The sequence below is a fragment of the Streptomyces enissocaesilis genome (assembly GCF_039533765.1).
Taxonomy (GTDB): Bacteria; Actinomycetota; Actinomycetes; order Streptomycetales; family Streptomycetaceae; genus Streptomyces; species Streptomyces enissocaesilis.
In genome coordinates, this window is the sequence record NZ_BAAAUD010000041.1 from 128,494 (window position 1) to 144,171 (window position 15,678).

A 15,678-nucleotide genomic window follows, 5' to 3' on the forward strand; every position below is an offset into this window, starting at 1 on the left:
TCGAACAGTCCCCTGTCCTGTCAGGAGAGGAGACGCGGCGACAGCGCCCCGCACGGCACCAGGTCCACTTCCGCGCCCGCGTCGCGCAGATCGGTCAGTATCAGTTCGTCGTACATCAGCAGGCCCGCCTGCTCCGGCCAGGCGATCGCCCACACCCACAGTCCGCACGCCTCGCCCGCGAAGACCGCGCGGTCGTCGGGGGTGCCGGAGACGTGCCACAGCGGGGTCGGCCGGCCGGCCGCGAGGACCTTGGCCTGCGGCGGTTTCCTCATGTCGATGTACGCCCCGGGATCGGGCCCGTCCACACCCGCGTAGCGCGCGCCGAGACCGACCCCGAGCTCCTCGGCCACCAGCAGCAGCTCACCGGGTCCGCCGAGCGGTCCGGGCCCGGAGCAGGCGACGACGGTGGCACGGGAGCCACTGCGGTCGTCACCCGCGCAGGACACCCCGGTGAACAGCCACCCGACGGGCAGCGGCCACGGCATCCACACCGGAACCCTGGCGCGCTTCACCGCGACGGTGAGGGCCTCCACGCTGGGCGGGACCACGGGCTGCTGTGGATGCACCGTCCCGTGCACATCGCACTGCCAGGAGTCGGAGAAGAGACCGGGCGCCCTGACCCGGCCACCGCACTTCGGGCAACTGGGTTCGCCCCTCATAGGGCCCAACGGTCCTCCCCGGCCGTCCCCGCGTCAAGGACGATCACCCGTCCGGACCCGATTGCGCGGCTCGCGAGAGGTCCCGGGGCGGGAGCTCCGAGGAAGGATCGAACAATCAGTCGAGCGGCACCGGCGCACGCAGCGGATCGCGCAGGTCCGTGCCGTGCGTCAGCCAGCGCTCCTGGAGTTCCTGCGCGCCCTTGACCCGCTTCCACGCCGCCTCGTTCGGCGTCATGGGCAGCAGGGGCAGAAAGCGCACCGGGTCCATCGGGGCGTCCAGCTCCAGGTCCTCCACCAGGCCGCCGGCCTCCGCGACGAGTACGGAGCTGAACGGCGCCCCGGGCCACAGCGGCTCCCCGAGGTCCAGCGAGGCCCCCGGGGCCACGATCACACCCTCCACCTGCGGCGACGCCGCGAGGACCGCGAGCGGGCGCAGCACCTTGTCGGTGTCGGCGAGACCGGCCCGCACCGACAGGACCAGTTCGGCGCGCGGGCCCTTCACCGGGTCGGCGAGGACCGCGGTCGGGTCGGCCATCGGCTGGGCCGACATGCCGAGGGTGGCGTAACGGACGACGTCGCCGTCCACGAAACGCAGCACCTCCGTACGGTCCGTACCGAGGAACGTGACGGCGGCGCGCGCGTCCGGTTCACCCAGCGCCGTACGCAACCGGGCTTCCACCAGCGCAAGAACATCTCCCATGCCCGTGAGCATAGGCGCGTAGGGAAGCGGTGAAGAAAGGTCTTGACACAACAGTGGACTGATAGTCTTGGCCGCTGGTCGGGGCAGCACGCAGAAGCGTGGCTTTCGAGTCCCGGCATCACGTCATCCCCCAAGGGGGACCGGCCGGAGGAGGTGGGGCTGCGGTGGATCGAAGTCGACCAGGCAGTACCAACCGCTCTTCCGCACCGCCAGTGTTCCCCGGGGCCTGAAGCCCTTCGTACCCGGCCGCCAACCGGTGAAACCTACGGGGCCCACGGCATTTCGCGCGACGGAAGAGCACTTCGTTTTTGCCTGATCCGTGTCTGAGCGAACGCCGTCACCGCGTCCCTGCGGTGCCGCCCGCTTTGCCGACGTACGGCGCCCCGATGCCGTGGCCCGCACGTCTCCATTCCGGGCAGTGCCATGCCTCGCTGACGGCTTCTCCGTGAAGGAGCCCGCCATGTCGATGATCCGTGACCTGCGCGCAGCGGTCCGTCCGTCCCTGCGCAAGAGCAGCACCGTGTACAGCAGTTACGACACCACCCGTGACCCGTCCGCGAGCAGCGCGGTCGTCGACTGCGCGGTCTACCGCGACGGGCGCCGGGTGAAGGACGCGGAGTGCCTCACTCCGCACGAGGCGATGATCCGCGTCCGGGAGGGCGGCGGCTTCGCCTGGATCGGTCTGCACGAGCCGACCGAGGCCGAATTCGCCGGTATCGCGGCCGAGTTCGGACTGCACCCGCTGGCCGTCGAGGACGCCGTGCACGCGCATCAGCGGCCCAAGCTGGAGCGGTACGACGACACCCTCTTCACCGTCTTCAAGACGATCCACTACGTCGACCACGCCGAACTCACCGCGACCAGCGAGGTCGTGGAGACCGGTGAGGTCATGTGCTTCACCGGCAAGGACTTCGTCATCACCGTGCGGCACGGCGGCAAGGGGTCGCTGCGGGCGCTGCGCCACCGGCTCCAGGACGACCCGGAGCTGCTCGCCAAGGGGCCCTCGGCGGTGCTGCACTCGATCGCCGACCACGTCGTCGACGGGTACATCGCGGTCGCGGCGGCCGTGCAGGACGACATCGACGAGGTCGAGATCGACGTCTTCTCGGAGCCGGCCAAAGGCAGTACGCGCGGCTCGGACGCCGGCCGGATCTACCAGCTCAAGCGGGAAGTGCTGGAGTTCAAGCGGGCCGTGGCGCCGCTGCTGCGGCCGATGCAGCAGCTCAGCGAGCGGCCGATGCGGCTCGTCGATCCGGACATCCAGAAGTACTTCCGTGACGTCGCCGACCACCTCGCGCGCGTGCACGAAGAGGTCGTCGGCTTCGACGAGTTGCTGAACTCGATCCTCCAGGCCAACCTCGCCCAGGCGACCGTCGCCCAGAACGAGGACATGCGCAAGATCACGTCCTGGGCGGCCATCGTCGCCGTACCGACGATGATCTGCGGTGTCTACGGCATGAACTTCGACCACATGCCGGAGCTGCACTGGCGGTACGGCTATCCGCTGGTGCTGGGCTCGATCGTGGTGGTCTGTGTGTCCATCCACCGCACGCTCAAGCGGAACGGCTGGCTCTGACCACGAGCGCGAGCCCGGCCAGGATCACCAGCAGGGCGGGGTAGGCGGCCACCGGCGGCTGCTGCCCCAACCAGAGGGCGGCGATCAGGGCGGCGCCCGGGGTCTCCAGGAGGATCGCCGTCGAGGTGACGGAGGGGCCCAGGGTGCTCACGACGCGGTTGAGGAGCGAGTGGCCCAGGAGCTGGGCGGCGGCGGTGAGGGCGGCGAGCTGGAGCCAGGTGGTGGCGTCGTACCCGCCGAGGCCGGCGCCCGAGACGAGACAGACCGCCAGCAGGATCAGGGCGGTCGTCGAGTAGCAGATGGAGGTGTACGCCGTCGTGCTCACCGTCCGCCGCACCTCGGCCCCGAGCAGGACGTACCCGGCGGCCGCGATGCCACCGCCGAGCGCGAGGGCGTCGCCGGCGAGGGCCCGGGGGGACAGCGTCAGGTCGACACCGGTCAGGACGACGACGCCCACGACGGCGAGCAGGGTCCCGGCCCACACCATGCGGGGCGGCCGGTGGCCGCGCATCCGCAGCAGGATGGTCGTCCAGATGGGCGTGGTGGTGCAGAGCGCGGTCGAGGACGCCACGGAGGTCATCCGGAGGCTGGGCAGCCAGAGTCCGAAGTGCAGGGCGAGCAGGGCACCGGCAGCTACGGCGAGCAGCAGTGGCCTGCGCCCGATGCGGCGCAGCTCGGCACGGTGCTTCAGCAGCACCACCGGGCCCAGTACCCCGACCGCCATGGCGTTGCGCCAGAACGCGATGGCGAGCGCGGGGGCGGCGGTCGCCGCGATGAGCGGCGCGGAGAACGACACGGCGGCGACGGCGACACCGAGCAGCACGAGGTCGGTGCGGGGGGCGGCGTGGAGTCCGGGGTGCTGCGGATTGGGCGCGGTGGTGGGGCCGTCGGTGCGGCGGGCTGTTGCGGGCACGGGATCACGGTAAGCGGTAAGGGGCATGGCCCGGTAACAGGACTGTCCGGCCCCACCGCACCCGTCCGGGGCGGAGCCCGGGTGCGGGAAGGGGCGGGCAGGGGAGAGCCCCGCCGCGCACGGGGCCTAGGCTTGCGCCCATGACGCAGACGTTGCTCGACCGGGCCCTCGTCGAGGAGGCCACCAAGAAGTCCGGGCTCATCTGGGTGCGGGGCACCGGCCCCGCCCGCTCCCTGTGGCACGTGTGGCACGACGGCGCCGCGTACGTCGTCGGCGACGGCCCCGGCGAGCAGCCGCTGCCCGGTCTGGCCGACGGCGAAAGCGCCGAAGTGACCGTACGCAGCAAGGACAAGGGCGGCCGGATCGTCGCCTGGACGGCCGCGGTCACCGAGCACCCGGCCGGGTCCGAGGCGTGGGAGACGGCGGTCGCCGAGCTCAAGGGCAAGCGTCTGAACGCGCCCGACGCCGAGCAGATGACCGAGCGCTGGGCCCGCGAGTGCCGCGTACTGCGCCTGGAGCCGCGGAGCGTGCACACCGGCCTGCCGGACGGTTCGCTCTCGGCCGCCCCGCTGCCGACGGACGCGACGACGCGGCGGCCCGCGCCGGCAGCGCTCCCGCGCCTCCTGCTCAAGCGCGGGAAGCGCTAGCGCCGGCTAGGAAGCGCCGTCCGAGGTCTTGGGGAGCCGGCCGCCGTAGTCGACGGTCTCGTCCTTGTCCGGAGCTTCCAGCGCGAACTCCTCGTCCCAGTCGGCGAGCCTGACCACGCCCGCGCCGCCCGCCCGTTCCAGCTTCAGCGGGTACGGCGTGCCGATCAGCGACACGGCGAGGCTGCCCCCCGCGCCCCTGCCGCCGGTGACCTCGATCGTGCGGACGCCGCCGACCTTGCGGCGGTCGCCCTTGGCCAGCTTGCCGTGCAGTCCGAGCAGGCCGTCGAGCAGGACGTCCTTGTCCGTGAAGCCGCGCAGCTGGTCGTACGCCGGGTCGCCGTCCGGGACCTTCACGTACTTGTCCTCCAGCTTGCCCGCGGCCGCCTCGTCGGACGCCGAGGACTCGGGGGACCGCTGCGCCCCGTGGTCCCAGAAGTCGGCGCCGGCCTTCATGAAGAGCTCGTCCTCGATGCGCAGCAGCTCGAACGTGCTGTCCTCGGAGGTCACGGAGCCCGTGCCGCCGTCCTCCTTGAGCCGCATGTCGAGCGTGTACGAGCGTTCCTTGCTGACGACGGTGCCCGAGAGCCGTACCGATTCCGCGTCGCGCGCCGCGTTCCGCGCCTTGGCCTCGATGGCCGAGGCCGAAAGTCTGCCCACCCCGTTCGTCCCCTTGTCCGGGTCCGGTTTCGGTTCCTCACCGCAGGCGGTGAGCGCCGCGGTCAGCCCGACGCACACGGCGCCGAGCAGGGCAGCCCGGCGGGCTCGGGCGGCCGGGGGAAATGCAGTCACAAGCGCACTGCCTCTCATACGGGTGTCCGGGGTGGCAGCAGGCAGCGTACCCGTGCCGTCTACGCTGTCCGGAAGGGAGCCGTCCGGACGGCTCTTGGGAGCGGGGCGGATCTGCACGGGCTAGCCTGAACCCGTTATCGGCCTCTATTTACCGACATAGGGAGGCGCATCGGATGGCATCAGGCGCTCCCCGGATCTTCGTCTCGCACCTCGCGGGCATCGCCGTGTTCGACCCGAACGGCGACCAGGTCGGCCGGGTCCGTGACCTCGTGGCGATGCTGCGCGTGGGCAACCGGCCGCCGCGCCTGCTCGGCCTGGTCGTCGAGGTGGTGAGCCGGCGCCGGATCTTCCTGCCCATGACCCGCGTGACGGGTGTCGAGTCGGGCCAGGTCATCACGACGGGCGTGGTCAACATGCGCCGCTTCGAGCAGCGCCCGACCGAGCGCCTGGTCCTCGGCGAACTCCTCGACCGCCGGGTGAGCCTGGTGGACACCGGCGAGGAGGTCACGGTCCTCGACGTGTCGATCGTGCAGCTGCCCGCCCGCCGCGACTGGGAGATCGACAAGGTCTTCGTACGCAAGGGCAAGGGCGGGGCACTGCGGCGCCGTGGGGAGACGCTGACCGTGGAGTGGTCGGCGGTGAGCGGCTTCTCGCTGGAGGAGCACGGACAGGGCGCGGAGAGCCTGCTGGCCACCTTCGAGCAGCTGCGCCCCGCCGACCTCGCGAACGCCCTGCACCATCTGACGCCCAAGCGGCGCGCCGAGGTGGCCGCCGCGCTCGACGACGACCGGCTCGCCGACGTACTCGAAGAGCTGCCCGACGACGACCAGGTGGAGATCCTCGGCAAGCTCAAGGAGGAGCGCGCGGCCGACGTCCTGGAGGCGATGGATCCGGACGACGCCGCCGACCTGCTGTCCGAGCTGCCCGAGGAGGACAAGGAGCGGCTGCTGATGCTGATGAAGCCGGACGACGCGGCCGACGTACGGCGGCTCCTGGCGTACGAGGAGCGGACGGCCGGCGGTCTGATGACGACCGAGCCGATCGTGCTGCGGCCCGACGCGACGGTCGCGGACGCGCTCGCGCGCGTACGCCAGCAGGACCTCTCCCCCGCGCTGGCCGCGCAGGTGTACGTCTGCCGCCCGCCGGACGAGACCCCCACGGGCAAGTACCTCGGGACGGTGCACTTCCAGCGGCTGCTGCGCGAACCGCCGTTCACCCTGGTCAGCTCGGTCGTGGAGTCCGACCTGCCGCCGCTGTCGCCGGGCACGCCGCTGCCGGCCGTGACGAGCTACCTGGCGGCGTACAACATGGTCTCCGCGCCGGTCGTGGACGCGAGCGGCTCGCTGCTCGGCGCGGTGACGGTCGACGACGTACTCGACCACCTGCTGCCCGACGACTGGCGCGAGACGGAGTTCCACGAGCCGCCGCAGGCACCGGGGACCGCGCGCGGGGAGGCCGTCCGTGGGCGCTGACAGGAGCACGGAGGCGCGGGAGCGCGGCCGGACGGCGACGGGTGCGAGCGCGCTGCCGCGCGCGTCCCGGGTGCGCCTGGACCAGCCGAGGCCCGCGCGCAAGCGGCTGCTGCCGGAGTACGACCCGGAGGCGTTCGGCCGGTTCTCGGAGCGGATCGCGCGGTTCCTGGGCACCGGGCGCTTCCTCGTCTGGATGACCCTGACCATCGCCCTGTGGGTCCTCTGGAACATCTTCGCGCCCCCGGCCCTGCGCTGGGACGAGTACCCGTTCATCTTCCTGACGCTGATGCTGTCCCTCCAGGCGTCGTACGCCGCCCCGCTGATCCTCCTCGCGCAGAACCGCCAGGACGACCGGGACCGGGTCACCCACGAGCAGGACCGCAAGCAGAACGAGCGGTCCATCGCGGACACCGAGTACCTCACGCGGGAGATCGCGGCGCTGCGGATGGGGCTCGGCGAGGTCGCCACCCGGGACTGGATCCGCTCGGAGTTCGTGGACCTGATCAAGGAGATGGAGGAGCGGCGCTCCCCCTTCCCGCCCGAACCCGCGCCCGGGAGTGACGAAGGCGACCGCTGACGGGCTTCCCCGGGGCGGCGGTGCGCGCCGTACCATCACGGTATGGCTATGGAAGACGCGGTGCGCGAAGCACTGGCGACGGTGAACGACCCCGAGATCCACCGACCGATCACTGAACTCGGCATGGTCAAATCGGTTGAGATCGGGGCAGACGGTGCGGTCGTTGTCGCGGTCTACCTCACCGTCTCCGGCTGCCCGATGCGCGAGACCATCACCAGCAACGTGCGGGAGGCGGTCGAGCGCGTCGAGGGTGTGACAAGCGTCTCCGTCGAGCTCGACGTGATGAGCGACGAACAGCGCAAGGAACTCGCGGGCGCGCTGCGCGGCGGCACCGCCGAGCGCGAGGTGCCCTTCGCCCAGCCCGGCTCGCTGACCCGGGTCTACGCGGTGGCGTCCGGCAAGGGCGGCGTCGGCAAGTCCTCGGTGACGGTCAACCTGGCCGCGGCGATGGCGGCGGACGGGCTGAAGGTCGGCGTCGTCGACGCGGACATCTACGGTCACAGCGTGCCGCGCATGCTGGGCGTGGACGGCAGGCCCACCCAGGTCGAGAACATGATCATGCCGCCGTCGGCGCACGGCGTGAAGGTCATCTCGATCGGCATGTTCACCCCCGGCAACGCGCCGGTGGTGTGGCGCGGGCCGATGCTGCACCGCGCGCTCCAGCAGTTCCTCGCGGACGTGTACTGGGGCGACCTGGACGTGCTGCTGCTCGACCTGCCGCCGGGCACCGGCGACATCGCCATCTCGGTGGCGCAGCTCGTACCGAACGCCGAGATCCTCGTCGTGACGACGCCTCAGCAGGCCGCGGCCGAGGTGGCCGAGCGGGCCGGCTCCATCGCCGTGCAGACCCACCAGAAGATCGTCGGCGTCGTCGAGAACATGTCGGGTCTGCCGTGCCCGCACTGCGACGAGATGGTCGACGTCTTCGGCACCGGCGGCGGCCAGAAGGTCGCCGAGGGGCTGACGAAGACGACCGGCGCGAACGTGCCGGTGCTGGGCTCCATCCCCATCGACGTACGGCTGCGGGAGGGCGGCGACGAGGGCAAGCCCGTCGTGCTGACCGACCCGGGCTCCCCGGCCGGCGCCGCGCTGCGGGCGATCGCGGGCAAGCTGGGCGGCCGCGCGCGCGGCCTGTCGGGCATGTCGCTGGGCATCACCCCCCGCAACAAGTTCTGACCCGGCCCGGGTACGGCCCGGGTACGACGAAGGGGGTGCCGCCCCGCGTGGGCGGCACCCCCTTCGTCGTACCTCCGGTCCCGGCTCCGCCTAGTCGTGGGCGTACGCCGAGATGTCCTTGATCACCGAGAAGCCCAGTCCGTACGCGCTGATTCCGCGTCCGTACGCCCCCAGGAGCACGCCGTCCCCGCCGACCCCCGCCAGTACCCAGCCGAACTCCGTCTCGCGGTAGTGGAAGGGCCTCGCCACGCCGTCCACCGGCAGTGACAGCGCCGACCAGGCGGGCCCCGACAGATCGTCGGCCAGCTCGAAGGCCGCCTCGGTCTGCTGGTCCAGCCAGTCGTCGCGCAGCGAGTGGTCGAGCTGCGCGGGCCAGGTGGAGGAGAGCAGGCCGGAACCGGCCAGCAGGGCGGCGGAGGAGACCGACGTGGCCTCCAGTACACCCGTACCGTCACTGCTGCGCCGAACGGGGCTGCTGGCGACGGTGACGACCACCACGAAGCTCTCCTTCTCCTGGGCGTCGTCGGTGACGGGCCGTATCGGCGGCTCTTCGCCGTGGCCCGTGGAACCGTGCTGCACCGTGCCGTCCGCCGCCATGCCGACCTGCATCAGCCAGCGGGGCCCGGTGAACGCCTCATCCAGCCCGTACCAGGGGAAAGGTGCGCGCAGATAGCCGTCGACCGTACGCCGGGCTGCTGGCACCCCCTCCGCTGTGGACGCGCTGGGCGGCAGGGGTGCTCCCTGCGCTCCGACCCGACTCGTGGTCTCCATCTATCCGGCCGCCTCCTTGATCCGTGGCGTCCGGCGCGGCCCGCCCCCCTCGGGCGTCCTCGCATCCGGACAGATGGAGGATAGCCACCTTGACGCGACTCGGCCGGAAGGGCGGGCCTCAGGTGGCGTCTGCGTCGAAGGGCGGGCGCTCGCCCCGGGCGGGCGTTTCGCGCTTCTTGAGCGGGTCCGGGGCGCCGGCCGGTTCCTTCGACAGGTTCGCCCTGCCGGCGGATCCGTTGGGGGAACCCGCCGGCGAACCGCTGTCGCGCCCGTGCACGGCGTCCGCGACCTCGGCCATCTCGCTCTTGAGGTCGAAGCTGCTGCGGATCTCCCTGAGCCCGAGGTCGTCGTTCTCCATCAGCTGCTTGCGGACGAAGGTCTTCGGGTTCAGGTCCTCGAAGTCGAAGTCCTTGAATTCCGGACCGAGTTCGGAGCGGATGTCCTGCTTCGCGCTCTCGGAGAACTCACGGAGCTTGCGGATCATCCCCGTGACGTCCTGGATGAGCTTCGGCAGCTTCTCCGGCCCGAAGACGAGCACGGCAAGGACCACGAGCGTCACCAGCTCGAGTGCGCCTATGTCACTGAACACCTTGTTGCTCCTTGGGTTCTCCGCGCCCGCAGGTCGGGTGGGTCTCCCCGCCGCAGGCAGAGGACCGGTCCGGGCCCGGTCAACGGTACCCGCCCCATCTGTCCGGACGGTACCTTCACGCAACACTCATATGGACGCCTGTGTCGTCGCTCACGTGTCGTCGTTCGCGTGCCTCCCCCCGCGTTCCGTCGCTCGCGCGCCTCCGCCGCATGCTGCCGCTCACTTGCCGTCCGCCGAGCCGAGCGTCACGGTGACGGTCCGTTCCCGGCCGGCGCGCACCACGGTCAGTTCGAGGCGGTCGCCGGGGCGGTGGGCGCGGATCCTGACGATCAGCTCCTGCCCGTTGTGCACCTTCCGGCCGTCGACCTCGGTGATGATGTCGCGCGGCTCGATCCCGGCCCGGGCGCCGGGGCCGTCGGGCGTCACCGCCGGTCCTTCCGCGCCCTTGGCACCGACGCGGGCGCCGTCGCCCGTGTACTTCATGTCCAGGGTGACGCCGATCACCGGGTGCGTCGCCCGGCCGGTGTTGATCAGCTCCTCGGCGACCCGCTTGCCCTGGTTGATGGGGATCGCGAAACCCAGGCCGATACTGCCGCCCTGGCTGCCCTCCAGGCCCGTACCGCTGTCGGCCGCCCGTATGGCGCTGTTGATGCCGATGACGCGGGCCTGGGCGTCCACCAGCGGACCACCCGAATTGCCCGGGTTTATCGGAGCGTCGGTCTGGAGCGCGTCGACATAGCTGATGTCGCTGCCGTCGCCCTTCTCGCCGCCCGCGGTGATGGGGCGCTCCTTGGCGCTGATGATCCCGGAGGTCACGGTGTTCTCGAGGTCGAACGGCGCGCCGATGGCCACCACCGGGTCCCCCACCCGTACGTTCTCGGAGTTGCCCAGGGGCAGCGGCTTGAGCCCGTCGACCCCCAGGACGCGGACGACCGCGAGGTCGTAGCCGCTGTCCTTGCCGACGATCTTCGCCTTGGCGCTCTGGCCGCCGCTGAAGGTGACGGTGACGGTGCCGCCCGCTCCGGCCGGGGCCACCACGTGGTTGTTGGTGAGGATGTGGCCCTTCGCGTCGAGCACGAAGCCGGTGCCCGTGCCCTGCTCACCGGCCCCGGTGACGTGCAGGGTGACCACGCTCGGCAGGGCGCTGGCCGCGATGCCCGCGACGCTGTCGGGGGCGCGGCCCTTGCCGTCCTCCGCCCGGGCCTGGGGGAGCTCGACGCGGGTGACGCCGCCGTTGCGTTCGACGTACGCCCCGACGCCGCCGCCGATGCCGCCGGCGACCAGCGCGATCATCAGCGCCCCGGCGAGCAGCGCACCCCGGCTGCCCTTCTTCCTCCGGCCGCCGTCCGCCCCCGACGGGTCACCGGGGTGGACCAGCGGCTGCCGGTGCGCGCCCCAGGGGTCGTACTGCAACCAGTGGGAAGGCTGGAGGTGCGGCGCCAGGGGCACGCCGGCCCCGGTCGCCGAAGGCGCTGCCGGCGGTACGAAGGTGCCCTGCGGCGGGGACGGCACCGGCCGCTGCACGGGCGGCGCGGGGGCCCAGGGCCCCGGGTCCCCGTACGGCGGTGTCGCGTACGGGTCGGGCGCGTGCAGGGGCTGCGGACGCGGCTGTGACTGTGACTGCGGCTGTGACCGCGTGGGCTCGGAGCCCCGCGACGTCACGGGGGCGGGCTCCGGGGGTAGTGGTACCGGTATCGGTGTCGGCTCCGGTCCCTGGTGGACCGGAGCGGGACGGCTCCACCACTTCGCCTTCGGCCCGGTGGGCATGCCCTCGTCCATGTTCTCCCCGCAACCCCACGAGCACGCCCGTAGGGCAGTGCCACTTCGCTGTCCGCGCCCCCGTGGGGGCACGCCTCCCAGGATTCAACCAGTCTCAGGGGGAAACGGGCAGTCCGGACTGGGGCGGAGCGGCCAGGCGGAGCGGCGACGGCGGTGCGGTCAGCAGCAGGCTCCGGCCGGGGACGGGCCCCGGCGACAGGACAGCGGCCGGCGGACGTATCAGCGGCAGCGGGAGCTGGCCGGCGAGCGCGGGCGCCGAGAAAGGCTGTGTCAGCGAGACGCTCCGGGCCCCGGCGGCGACCGGGGCCACCGTGGCAGCGGGGGCGGGCCGCGCGGTGGACGCGGCGAGGAGGCCGCTCCCCGTGAGGCGGCGGCGGGTGTTCTCCGTGGCGCCGCCGCTCGGGCTCGCCGCACGCGGCGGAGTGACGTTGTTGCCCGATCCGCCGCTTCTGGCACTGGGCTCGCCCGCGGATCCGACGGGCATGGCGCCGCCGAGCGCGAACGCGGCGAGCGAGACGGCGCTCGCCGCCGCGAAGGCCAGCCGCCTCCCGCGCCCGCCGGAACGCTCCGCCTCCGCGCGGCCCACGTCATGGATGCGGAAACCACGGCCGGACGCGGCGCCGGGGAGCGCACCGCCGTGCCCGGCGGCCGGCACGTAGTGGAAGCCGAAGGTGCCGCCGGGTCTGCCGGGTCTCGCCCCCGGGGCGTCGCCGTCGAAGACTCCGTGCCCGAAGCTTCCCCGTCCGAACGGCCTGGTGCCGTCGCCGTCCTCACCGTCGGACCCGCCGCCGGGCAGCCCCTGGAGCCGGGCGAGCAGCCCCTCGGAGGGCGGGGGCGGTGCGGTGGTGGAGAAGACGTTCTTCAGGCGGCGCTGGGCGTCGGCCTCGGCCTTGCACTTGGCGCAGGTCGCCAGGTGCGACAGGACACGCTCGCGGACGTCGTGGCTCAGCTCGCCGTCCACCAGGGCGGCCAGCCGGTCCCCCAGGTGCTGCTCGGCAGAGGTCGGTCGGGTGCCACTCACTCGGCTCCGCCCTCTCCGCCCACCACGGGGACACCGGGGCCCACGGTCGCGAGCGAGCGCTGCCCGGCGCGCGCTTCGGGAGACCGGTGCTTCAGAGCCTTGCGCAGGTGGGAGCGGCCGCGGTGGATGCGGCTGCGTACGGTCCCGAGCTTGACGCCCAGGGTCGCGGCGATCTCCTCGTACGACAGGCCCTCGATGTCACAGAGCACGACCGCCGCCCGGAACTCGGGCGCGAGGGTGTCCAGCGCCTGCTGCACGTCCGCGTCGAAGTGGGTGTCGTTGAAGACCTGCTGCGGGGACGGCTCACGGCTCGGCAGCCGCTCCGCGGCGTCGTCGCCGAGCGCGTCGAAGCGGATGCGCTGCTTGCGGCGGACCATGTCCAGGAACAGGTTGGTCGTGATGCGGTGCAGCCAGCCCTCGAAGGTGCCGGGCGTGTACGTCGACAGCGAACGGAAGACGCGGACGAAGACCTCCTGCGTGAGGTCCTCGGCATCGTGCTGATTTCCTGTCAGGCGGTAGGCGAGACGGTAGACGCGACCACTGTGCGTGCTGACGATCTCCTCCCAGGTGGGAGGCGTCCACGCCTGGGATTCCGCATCCGAGGCGAAGGTCGCGGTCTGTGCGGAGTGCGTGGGACGTGCGCGGTCAGCAATGTCGGTCACGGATTTCGGCTCACCCGCCGACCTGAGAAAGCGCCGCAGCACTCCTCCCCGATCCACAGGCGCAGCCGCACCTCCCCTATCGGCTCTGGTGGTGTCCAGTGGAGCCCCTACCATAGCCACCTCGCCCGTTAGCTCCGGATAAGCATCTTTACGAGAATTTGGAACTCGCATGCGGTCCTGATCCATGTCTCCCCGCCCTCTCCTAACGCCCGGTCCCATCTGCGGGTTCCCGACGCCAGCGGATACAGTCACGGTTGCGCCAACTACGGGGACAGGAGAGGGCCATTACCGCCAACCGGCAGACGAACTGGGCGTTCGCCGACGCCTATGTCGCCGAGGACGAAGCCCTGCGCTGGGCGCGTGACCGGGCCGAGGAGGCAGGACTGCGCTCGGTGTCACCCGGCACCGGCGCCGCGCTGCGCCTTCTCGCCGCCACCGCGGACGCCAAGGCGGTGGCGGAAATCGGTACGGGCACCGGCGTTTCCGGCATCTACCTGCTGAACGGGATGCGGCCCGACGGCGTACTCACCACCGTGGACCCGGAGCCGGAGCGGCAGCAGTTCGCCCGCGAGGCGTTCCGTGCGGCCGGCTTCGCCGGGAACCGCGCGCGCTTCATTCCCGGGCACGCCCTGGACGTGCTCCCGCGCCTCGCCGACGGCGGGTACGACCTCGTCTTCTGCGACGGCGACCTGCACGAGTGCATGGACTATCTCGCTGAATCGTTGCGCCTGCTGCGGCCCGGCGGAATCGTCGTGTTCGAAGGCGTCTTCGCGGACGGCCGTACGGTCGACTCCTCGGCGCAGGCGGCGGAGGTCCAGCGCCTGCGCGAACTGCTGCGCGAGGTGCGCGAGAGCCGCAGCCTCCTCCCGACACTGCTCCCGGTCGGCGACGGCCTCCTCTGCGCGGTACGCCGCGGCTGACCCGGGTGCGGCCCCGCGGGGAATCCGGGGCAGCCCCGCGCGGGGAATCCGGGGCCGGGCACGCCACTGCCCCGGCACGCCAGTGGCGTGCCGGGGCAGTGGAAAGTTCGGTGCTTCCGCGTTAGCCGACGACCTTCTTCAGAGCGTCGCCGAGCGCATCGGCCTCATCCGGAGTCAGCTCGACGACAAGTCGTCCGCCGCCTTCGAGCGGAACGCGCATGACGATGCCCCGCCCCTCCTTGGTCACCTCGAGCGGGCCGTCGCCCGTTCGCGGCTTCATGGCCGCCATGCTCGTTCCCCTTCCTGAAACCAGCTCATCGCAGCCGACAACCCAGGTGTCACCGGCATCGAACATATTGCTTCCAGGCCATTATCCCGCATCACAGGACCCAATGACCAACATCGTTCGGCATCGCTTGCGCAACGCGCTCTCTCAAAACCACTCAATTCGGCGTTCCGCCTGCGATACTTCGCCGCCACTGGGCACCTGGGGGCCTCACTTCGTTAGACGCAGGTCACATGTGCAGCTCCGGTGATCTCCGCCATGCTGGGCGAGGACATGCCTGCCGAGCTGCAAAAGGGGACCCACCGATGGCCGACACCGTGCTCTACGAGGTGACCGACGGACTCGCGACGATCACGATCAATCGTCCCGAGGCCATGAACGCCATGAACACCGAGGCCAAGGTCGCCCTGCGGGACGCGGTGCGGGCCGCGGCCGCCGATCCGGCGGTACGGGCGGTCCTGCTCACCGCCGCCGGCCGGGCGTTCTGCGTCGGCCAGGACCTCAAGGAGCACATCTCCTCGCTCGCCGCCGACCGCGAGGCGGGCACCGGCCGGACCATGAACACGGTGCGCGAGCACTACAACCCCATCGTGCGGGCCCTGACCGGGATGCCGAAGCCCGTCGTCGCCGGGGTCAACGGCGTCGCCGCCGGCGCGGGCGCGGGCTTCGCGTTCGCCGCCGACTACCGGGTCGTCGCCGACACGGCCGCCTTCAACACGTCCTTCGCGGGGGTCGCGCTGACCGCCGACTCGGGCGTCTCGTGGACCCTGCCGCGCCTGATCGGCCGGAGCCGCGCCGCCGACCTGCTGCTCTTCCCGCGCTCGGTCCCCGCGCAGGAGGCGTTCGAGCTGGGCATCGCCAACAAGATCGTGCCCGCCGCCGACCTGGCCGCCGAGGCCGAGGCCGTCGCCCGTGCCCTGGCCGCGGGCCCGACCCTGGCGTACGCCGCGCTCAAGGAGTCCCTGGCGTACGGCGCGGACCACAGCCTGGACGAGACCCTCGAAAAGGAGGACGAACTCCAGACGAGGGCGGGCGCGTCGGAGGACCACGCCATCGCGGTGCAGGCGTTCATCGCCAAGGAGAAGCCGCAGTACCTCGGCCGTTAGGACCGCCGGTCCGCCAGGTCTGCCGGGTCCGCCAC

At 71.9% G+C, this 15,678-nt stretch carries 17 protein-coding genes; 7 read left to right on the top strand and 10 right to left on the bottom strand.

Translation table 11 applies throughout. The features are described 5' to 3' along the window. Positions 1 to 20: 20 nt before the first annotated feature. Both ABD374_RS20925 and ABD374_RS20930 read right to left on the bottom strand, forming a co-directional pair. The gene (locus tag ABD374_RS20925; RefSeq protein WP_344497097.1) at positions 21 to 659 is read right to left on the bottom strand and encodes a DUF6758 family protein; all 639 of its coding nucleotides are present in this window, start codon (positions 657 to 659) and stop codon (positions 21 to 23) included. 115 nt (positions 660 to 774) lie between these two features. Continuing rightward, entirely contained in the window at positions 775 to 1,359 is a 585-nt protein-coding gene (locus ABD374_RS20930; RefSeq protein WP_344497098.1) for a suppressor of fused domain protein, read from the bottom strand. 460 nt (positions 1,360 to 1,819) lie between these two features. On the opposite strand from ABD374_RS20930, the gene ABD374_RS20935 reads away from it, so the two are divergent. Next, on the top strand, positions 1,820 to 2,935 hold the full coding sequence (locus ABD374_RS20935; RefSeq protein ID WP_344497099.1) for a magnesium and cobalt transport protein CorA: 1,116 nt from the start codon (positions 1,820 to 1,822) through the stop codon (positions 2,933 to 2,935). Here the strand turns inward: ABD374_RS20935 and ABD374_RS20940 are convergent. Next, positions 2,913 to 3,848 (bottom strand): DMT family transporter, encoded by a 936-nt coding sequence (locus ABD374_RS20940; RefSeq protein WP_344497100.1) that lies wholly within the window; start codon positions 3,846 to 3,848, stop codon positions 2,913 to 2,915. The genes ABD374_RS20935 and ABD374_RS20940 overlap by 23 nt on opposite strands. Positions 3,849 to 3,988: 140 nt before the next feature. On the opposite strand from ABD374_RS20940, the gene ABD374_RS20945 reads away from it, so the two are divergent. After that, positions 3,989 to 4,495 carry a hypothetical protein gene (locus ABD374_RS20945; RefSeq protein WP_344497101.1) on the top strand — a complete coding sequence of 169 codons (507 nt, stop codon included), beginning with the start codon at positions 3,989 to 3,991 and terminating at the stop codon, positions 4,493 to 4,495. A gap of 6 nt (positions 4,496 to 4,501) precedes the next feature. Here ABD374_RS20945 and ABD374_RS20950 read toward each other — a convergent pair whose 3' ends face one another. Continuing rightward, on the bottom strand, positions 4,502 to 5,284 hold the full coding sequence (locus tag ABD374_RS20950) for a hypothetical protein (RefSeq protein WP_344497102.1): 783 nt from the start codon (positions 5,282 to 5,284) through the stop codon (positions 4,502 to 4,504). A gap of 173 nt (positions 5,285 to 5,457) precedes the next feature. On the opposite strand from ABD374_RS20950, the gene ABD374_RS20955 reads away from it, so the two are divergent. Genes ABD374_RS20955 through ABD374_RS20965 form a run of 3 tightly spaced genes read left to right on the top strand, consistent with a single transcriptional unit; the run spans position 5,458 to position 8,509 of the window. Beyond that, positions 5,458 to 6,756 carry a magnesium transporter MgtE N-terminal domain-containing protein gene (locus ABD374_RS20955; protein ID WP_344497103.1) on the top strand — a complete coding sequence of 433 codons (1,299 nt, stop codon included), beginning with the start codon at positions 5,458 to 5,460 and terminating at the stop codon, positions 6,754 to 6,756. After that, on the top strand, positions 6,746 to 7,333 hold the full coding sequence (locus ABD374_RS20960) for a DUF1003 domain-containing protein (RefSeq protein ID WP_344497104.1): 588 nt from the start codon (positions 6,746 to 6,748) through the stop codon (positions 7,331 to 7,333). Before ABD374_RS20955 ends, ABD374_RS20960 begins: the two co-directional genes overlap by 11 nt. A 42-nt stretch (positions 7,334 to 7,375) precedes the next feature. Further along, on the top strand, positions 7,376 to 8,509 hold the full coding sequence (locus tag ABD374_RS20965) for an Mrp/NBP35 family ATP-binding protein (protein ID WP_344497105.1): 1,134 nt from the start codon (positions 7,376 to 7,378) through the stop codon (positions 8,507 to 8,509). Positions 8,510 to 8,599: 90 nt separating this feature from the next. Here the strand turns inward: ABD374_RS20965 and ABD374_RS20970 are convergent, their stop codons facing one another. The 5 genes from ABD374_RS20970 to sigE form a co-directional block, all read right to left on the bottom strand. Beyond that, a complete protein-coding gene (locus ABD374_RS20970; RefSeq protein ID WP_344497106.1) occupies positions 8,600 to 9,280 on the bottom strand; it encodes a hypothetical protein in 681 nt (226 codons plus the stop codon). A gap of 118 nt (positions 9,281 to 9,398) precedes the next feature. Further along, a complete protein-coding gene (locus ABD374_RS20975; RefSeq protein ID WP_344497107.1) occupies positions 9,399 to 9,869 on the bottom strand; it encodes a sec-independent translocase in 471 nt (156 codons plus the stop codon). Between the two features lie 219 nt (positions 9,870 to 10,088). Next, entirely contained in the window at positions 10,089 to 11,648 is a 1,560-nt protein-coding gene (locus tag ABD374_RS20980) for a S1C family serine protease (protein ID WP_344497108.1), read from the bottom strand. A 94-nt stretch (positions 11,649 to 11,742) separates the two neighbouring features. Next, on the bottom strand, positions 11,743 to 12,669 hold the full coding sequence (locus ABD374_RS20985) for an anti-sigma factor family protein (protein WP_344497109.1): 927 nt from the start codon (positions 12,667 to 12,669) through the stop codon (positions 11,743 to 11,745). Beyond that, positions 12,666 to 13,445, bottom strand: coding sequence for an RNA polymerase sigma factor SigE (gene sigE / locus ABD374_RS20990; protein WP_344497110.1), 780 nt, complete (start codon positions 13,443 to 13,445; stop codon positions 12,666 to 12,668). The genes ABD374_RS20985 and sigE overlap by 4 nt, the downstream gene beginning before the upstream one ends. Positions 13,446 to 13,585: 140 nt before the next feature. Here sigE and ABD374_RS20995 point away from each other — a divergent pair, with 140 nt between their 5' ends. Then, positions 13,586 to 14,251 carry an O-methyltransferase gene (locus tag ABD374_RS20995; RefSeq protein ID WP_344497111.1) on the top strand — a complete coding sequence of 222 codons (666 nt, stop codon included), beginning with the start codon at positions 13,586 to 13,588 and terminating at the stop codon, positions 14,249 to 14,251. A 121-nt stretch (positions 14,252 to 14,372) separates the two neighbouring features. On the opposite strand, the gene ABD374_RS21000 is transcribed toward ABD374_RS20995, so the two are convergent. Next, positions 14,373 to 14,540 carry a DUF3117 domain-containing protein gene (locus tag ABD374_RS21000; RefSeq protein WP_003966491.1) on the bottom strand — a complete coding sequence of 56 codons (168 nt, stop codon included), beginning with the start codon at positions 14,538 to 14,540 and terminating at the stop codon, positions 14,373 to 14,375. A gap of 302 nt (positions 14,541 to 14,842) precedes the next feature. Between ABD374_RS21000 and chcB the strand changes: the two genes are divergently transcribed. After that, positions 14,843 to 15,643: a 2-cyclohexenylcarbonyl CoA isomerase gene (gene chcB, locus ABD374_RS21005; RefSeq protein WP_344497112.1), complete on the top strand. Its 801-nt coding sequence runs from the start codon at positions 14,843 to 14,845 to the stop codon at positions 15,641 to 15,643. The last annotated feature ends 35 nt before the right edge of the window (positions 15,644 to 15,678 follow it).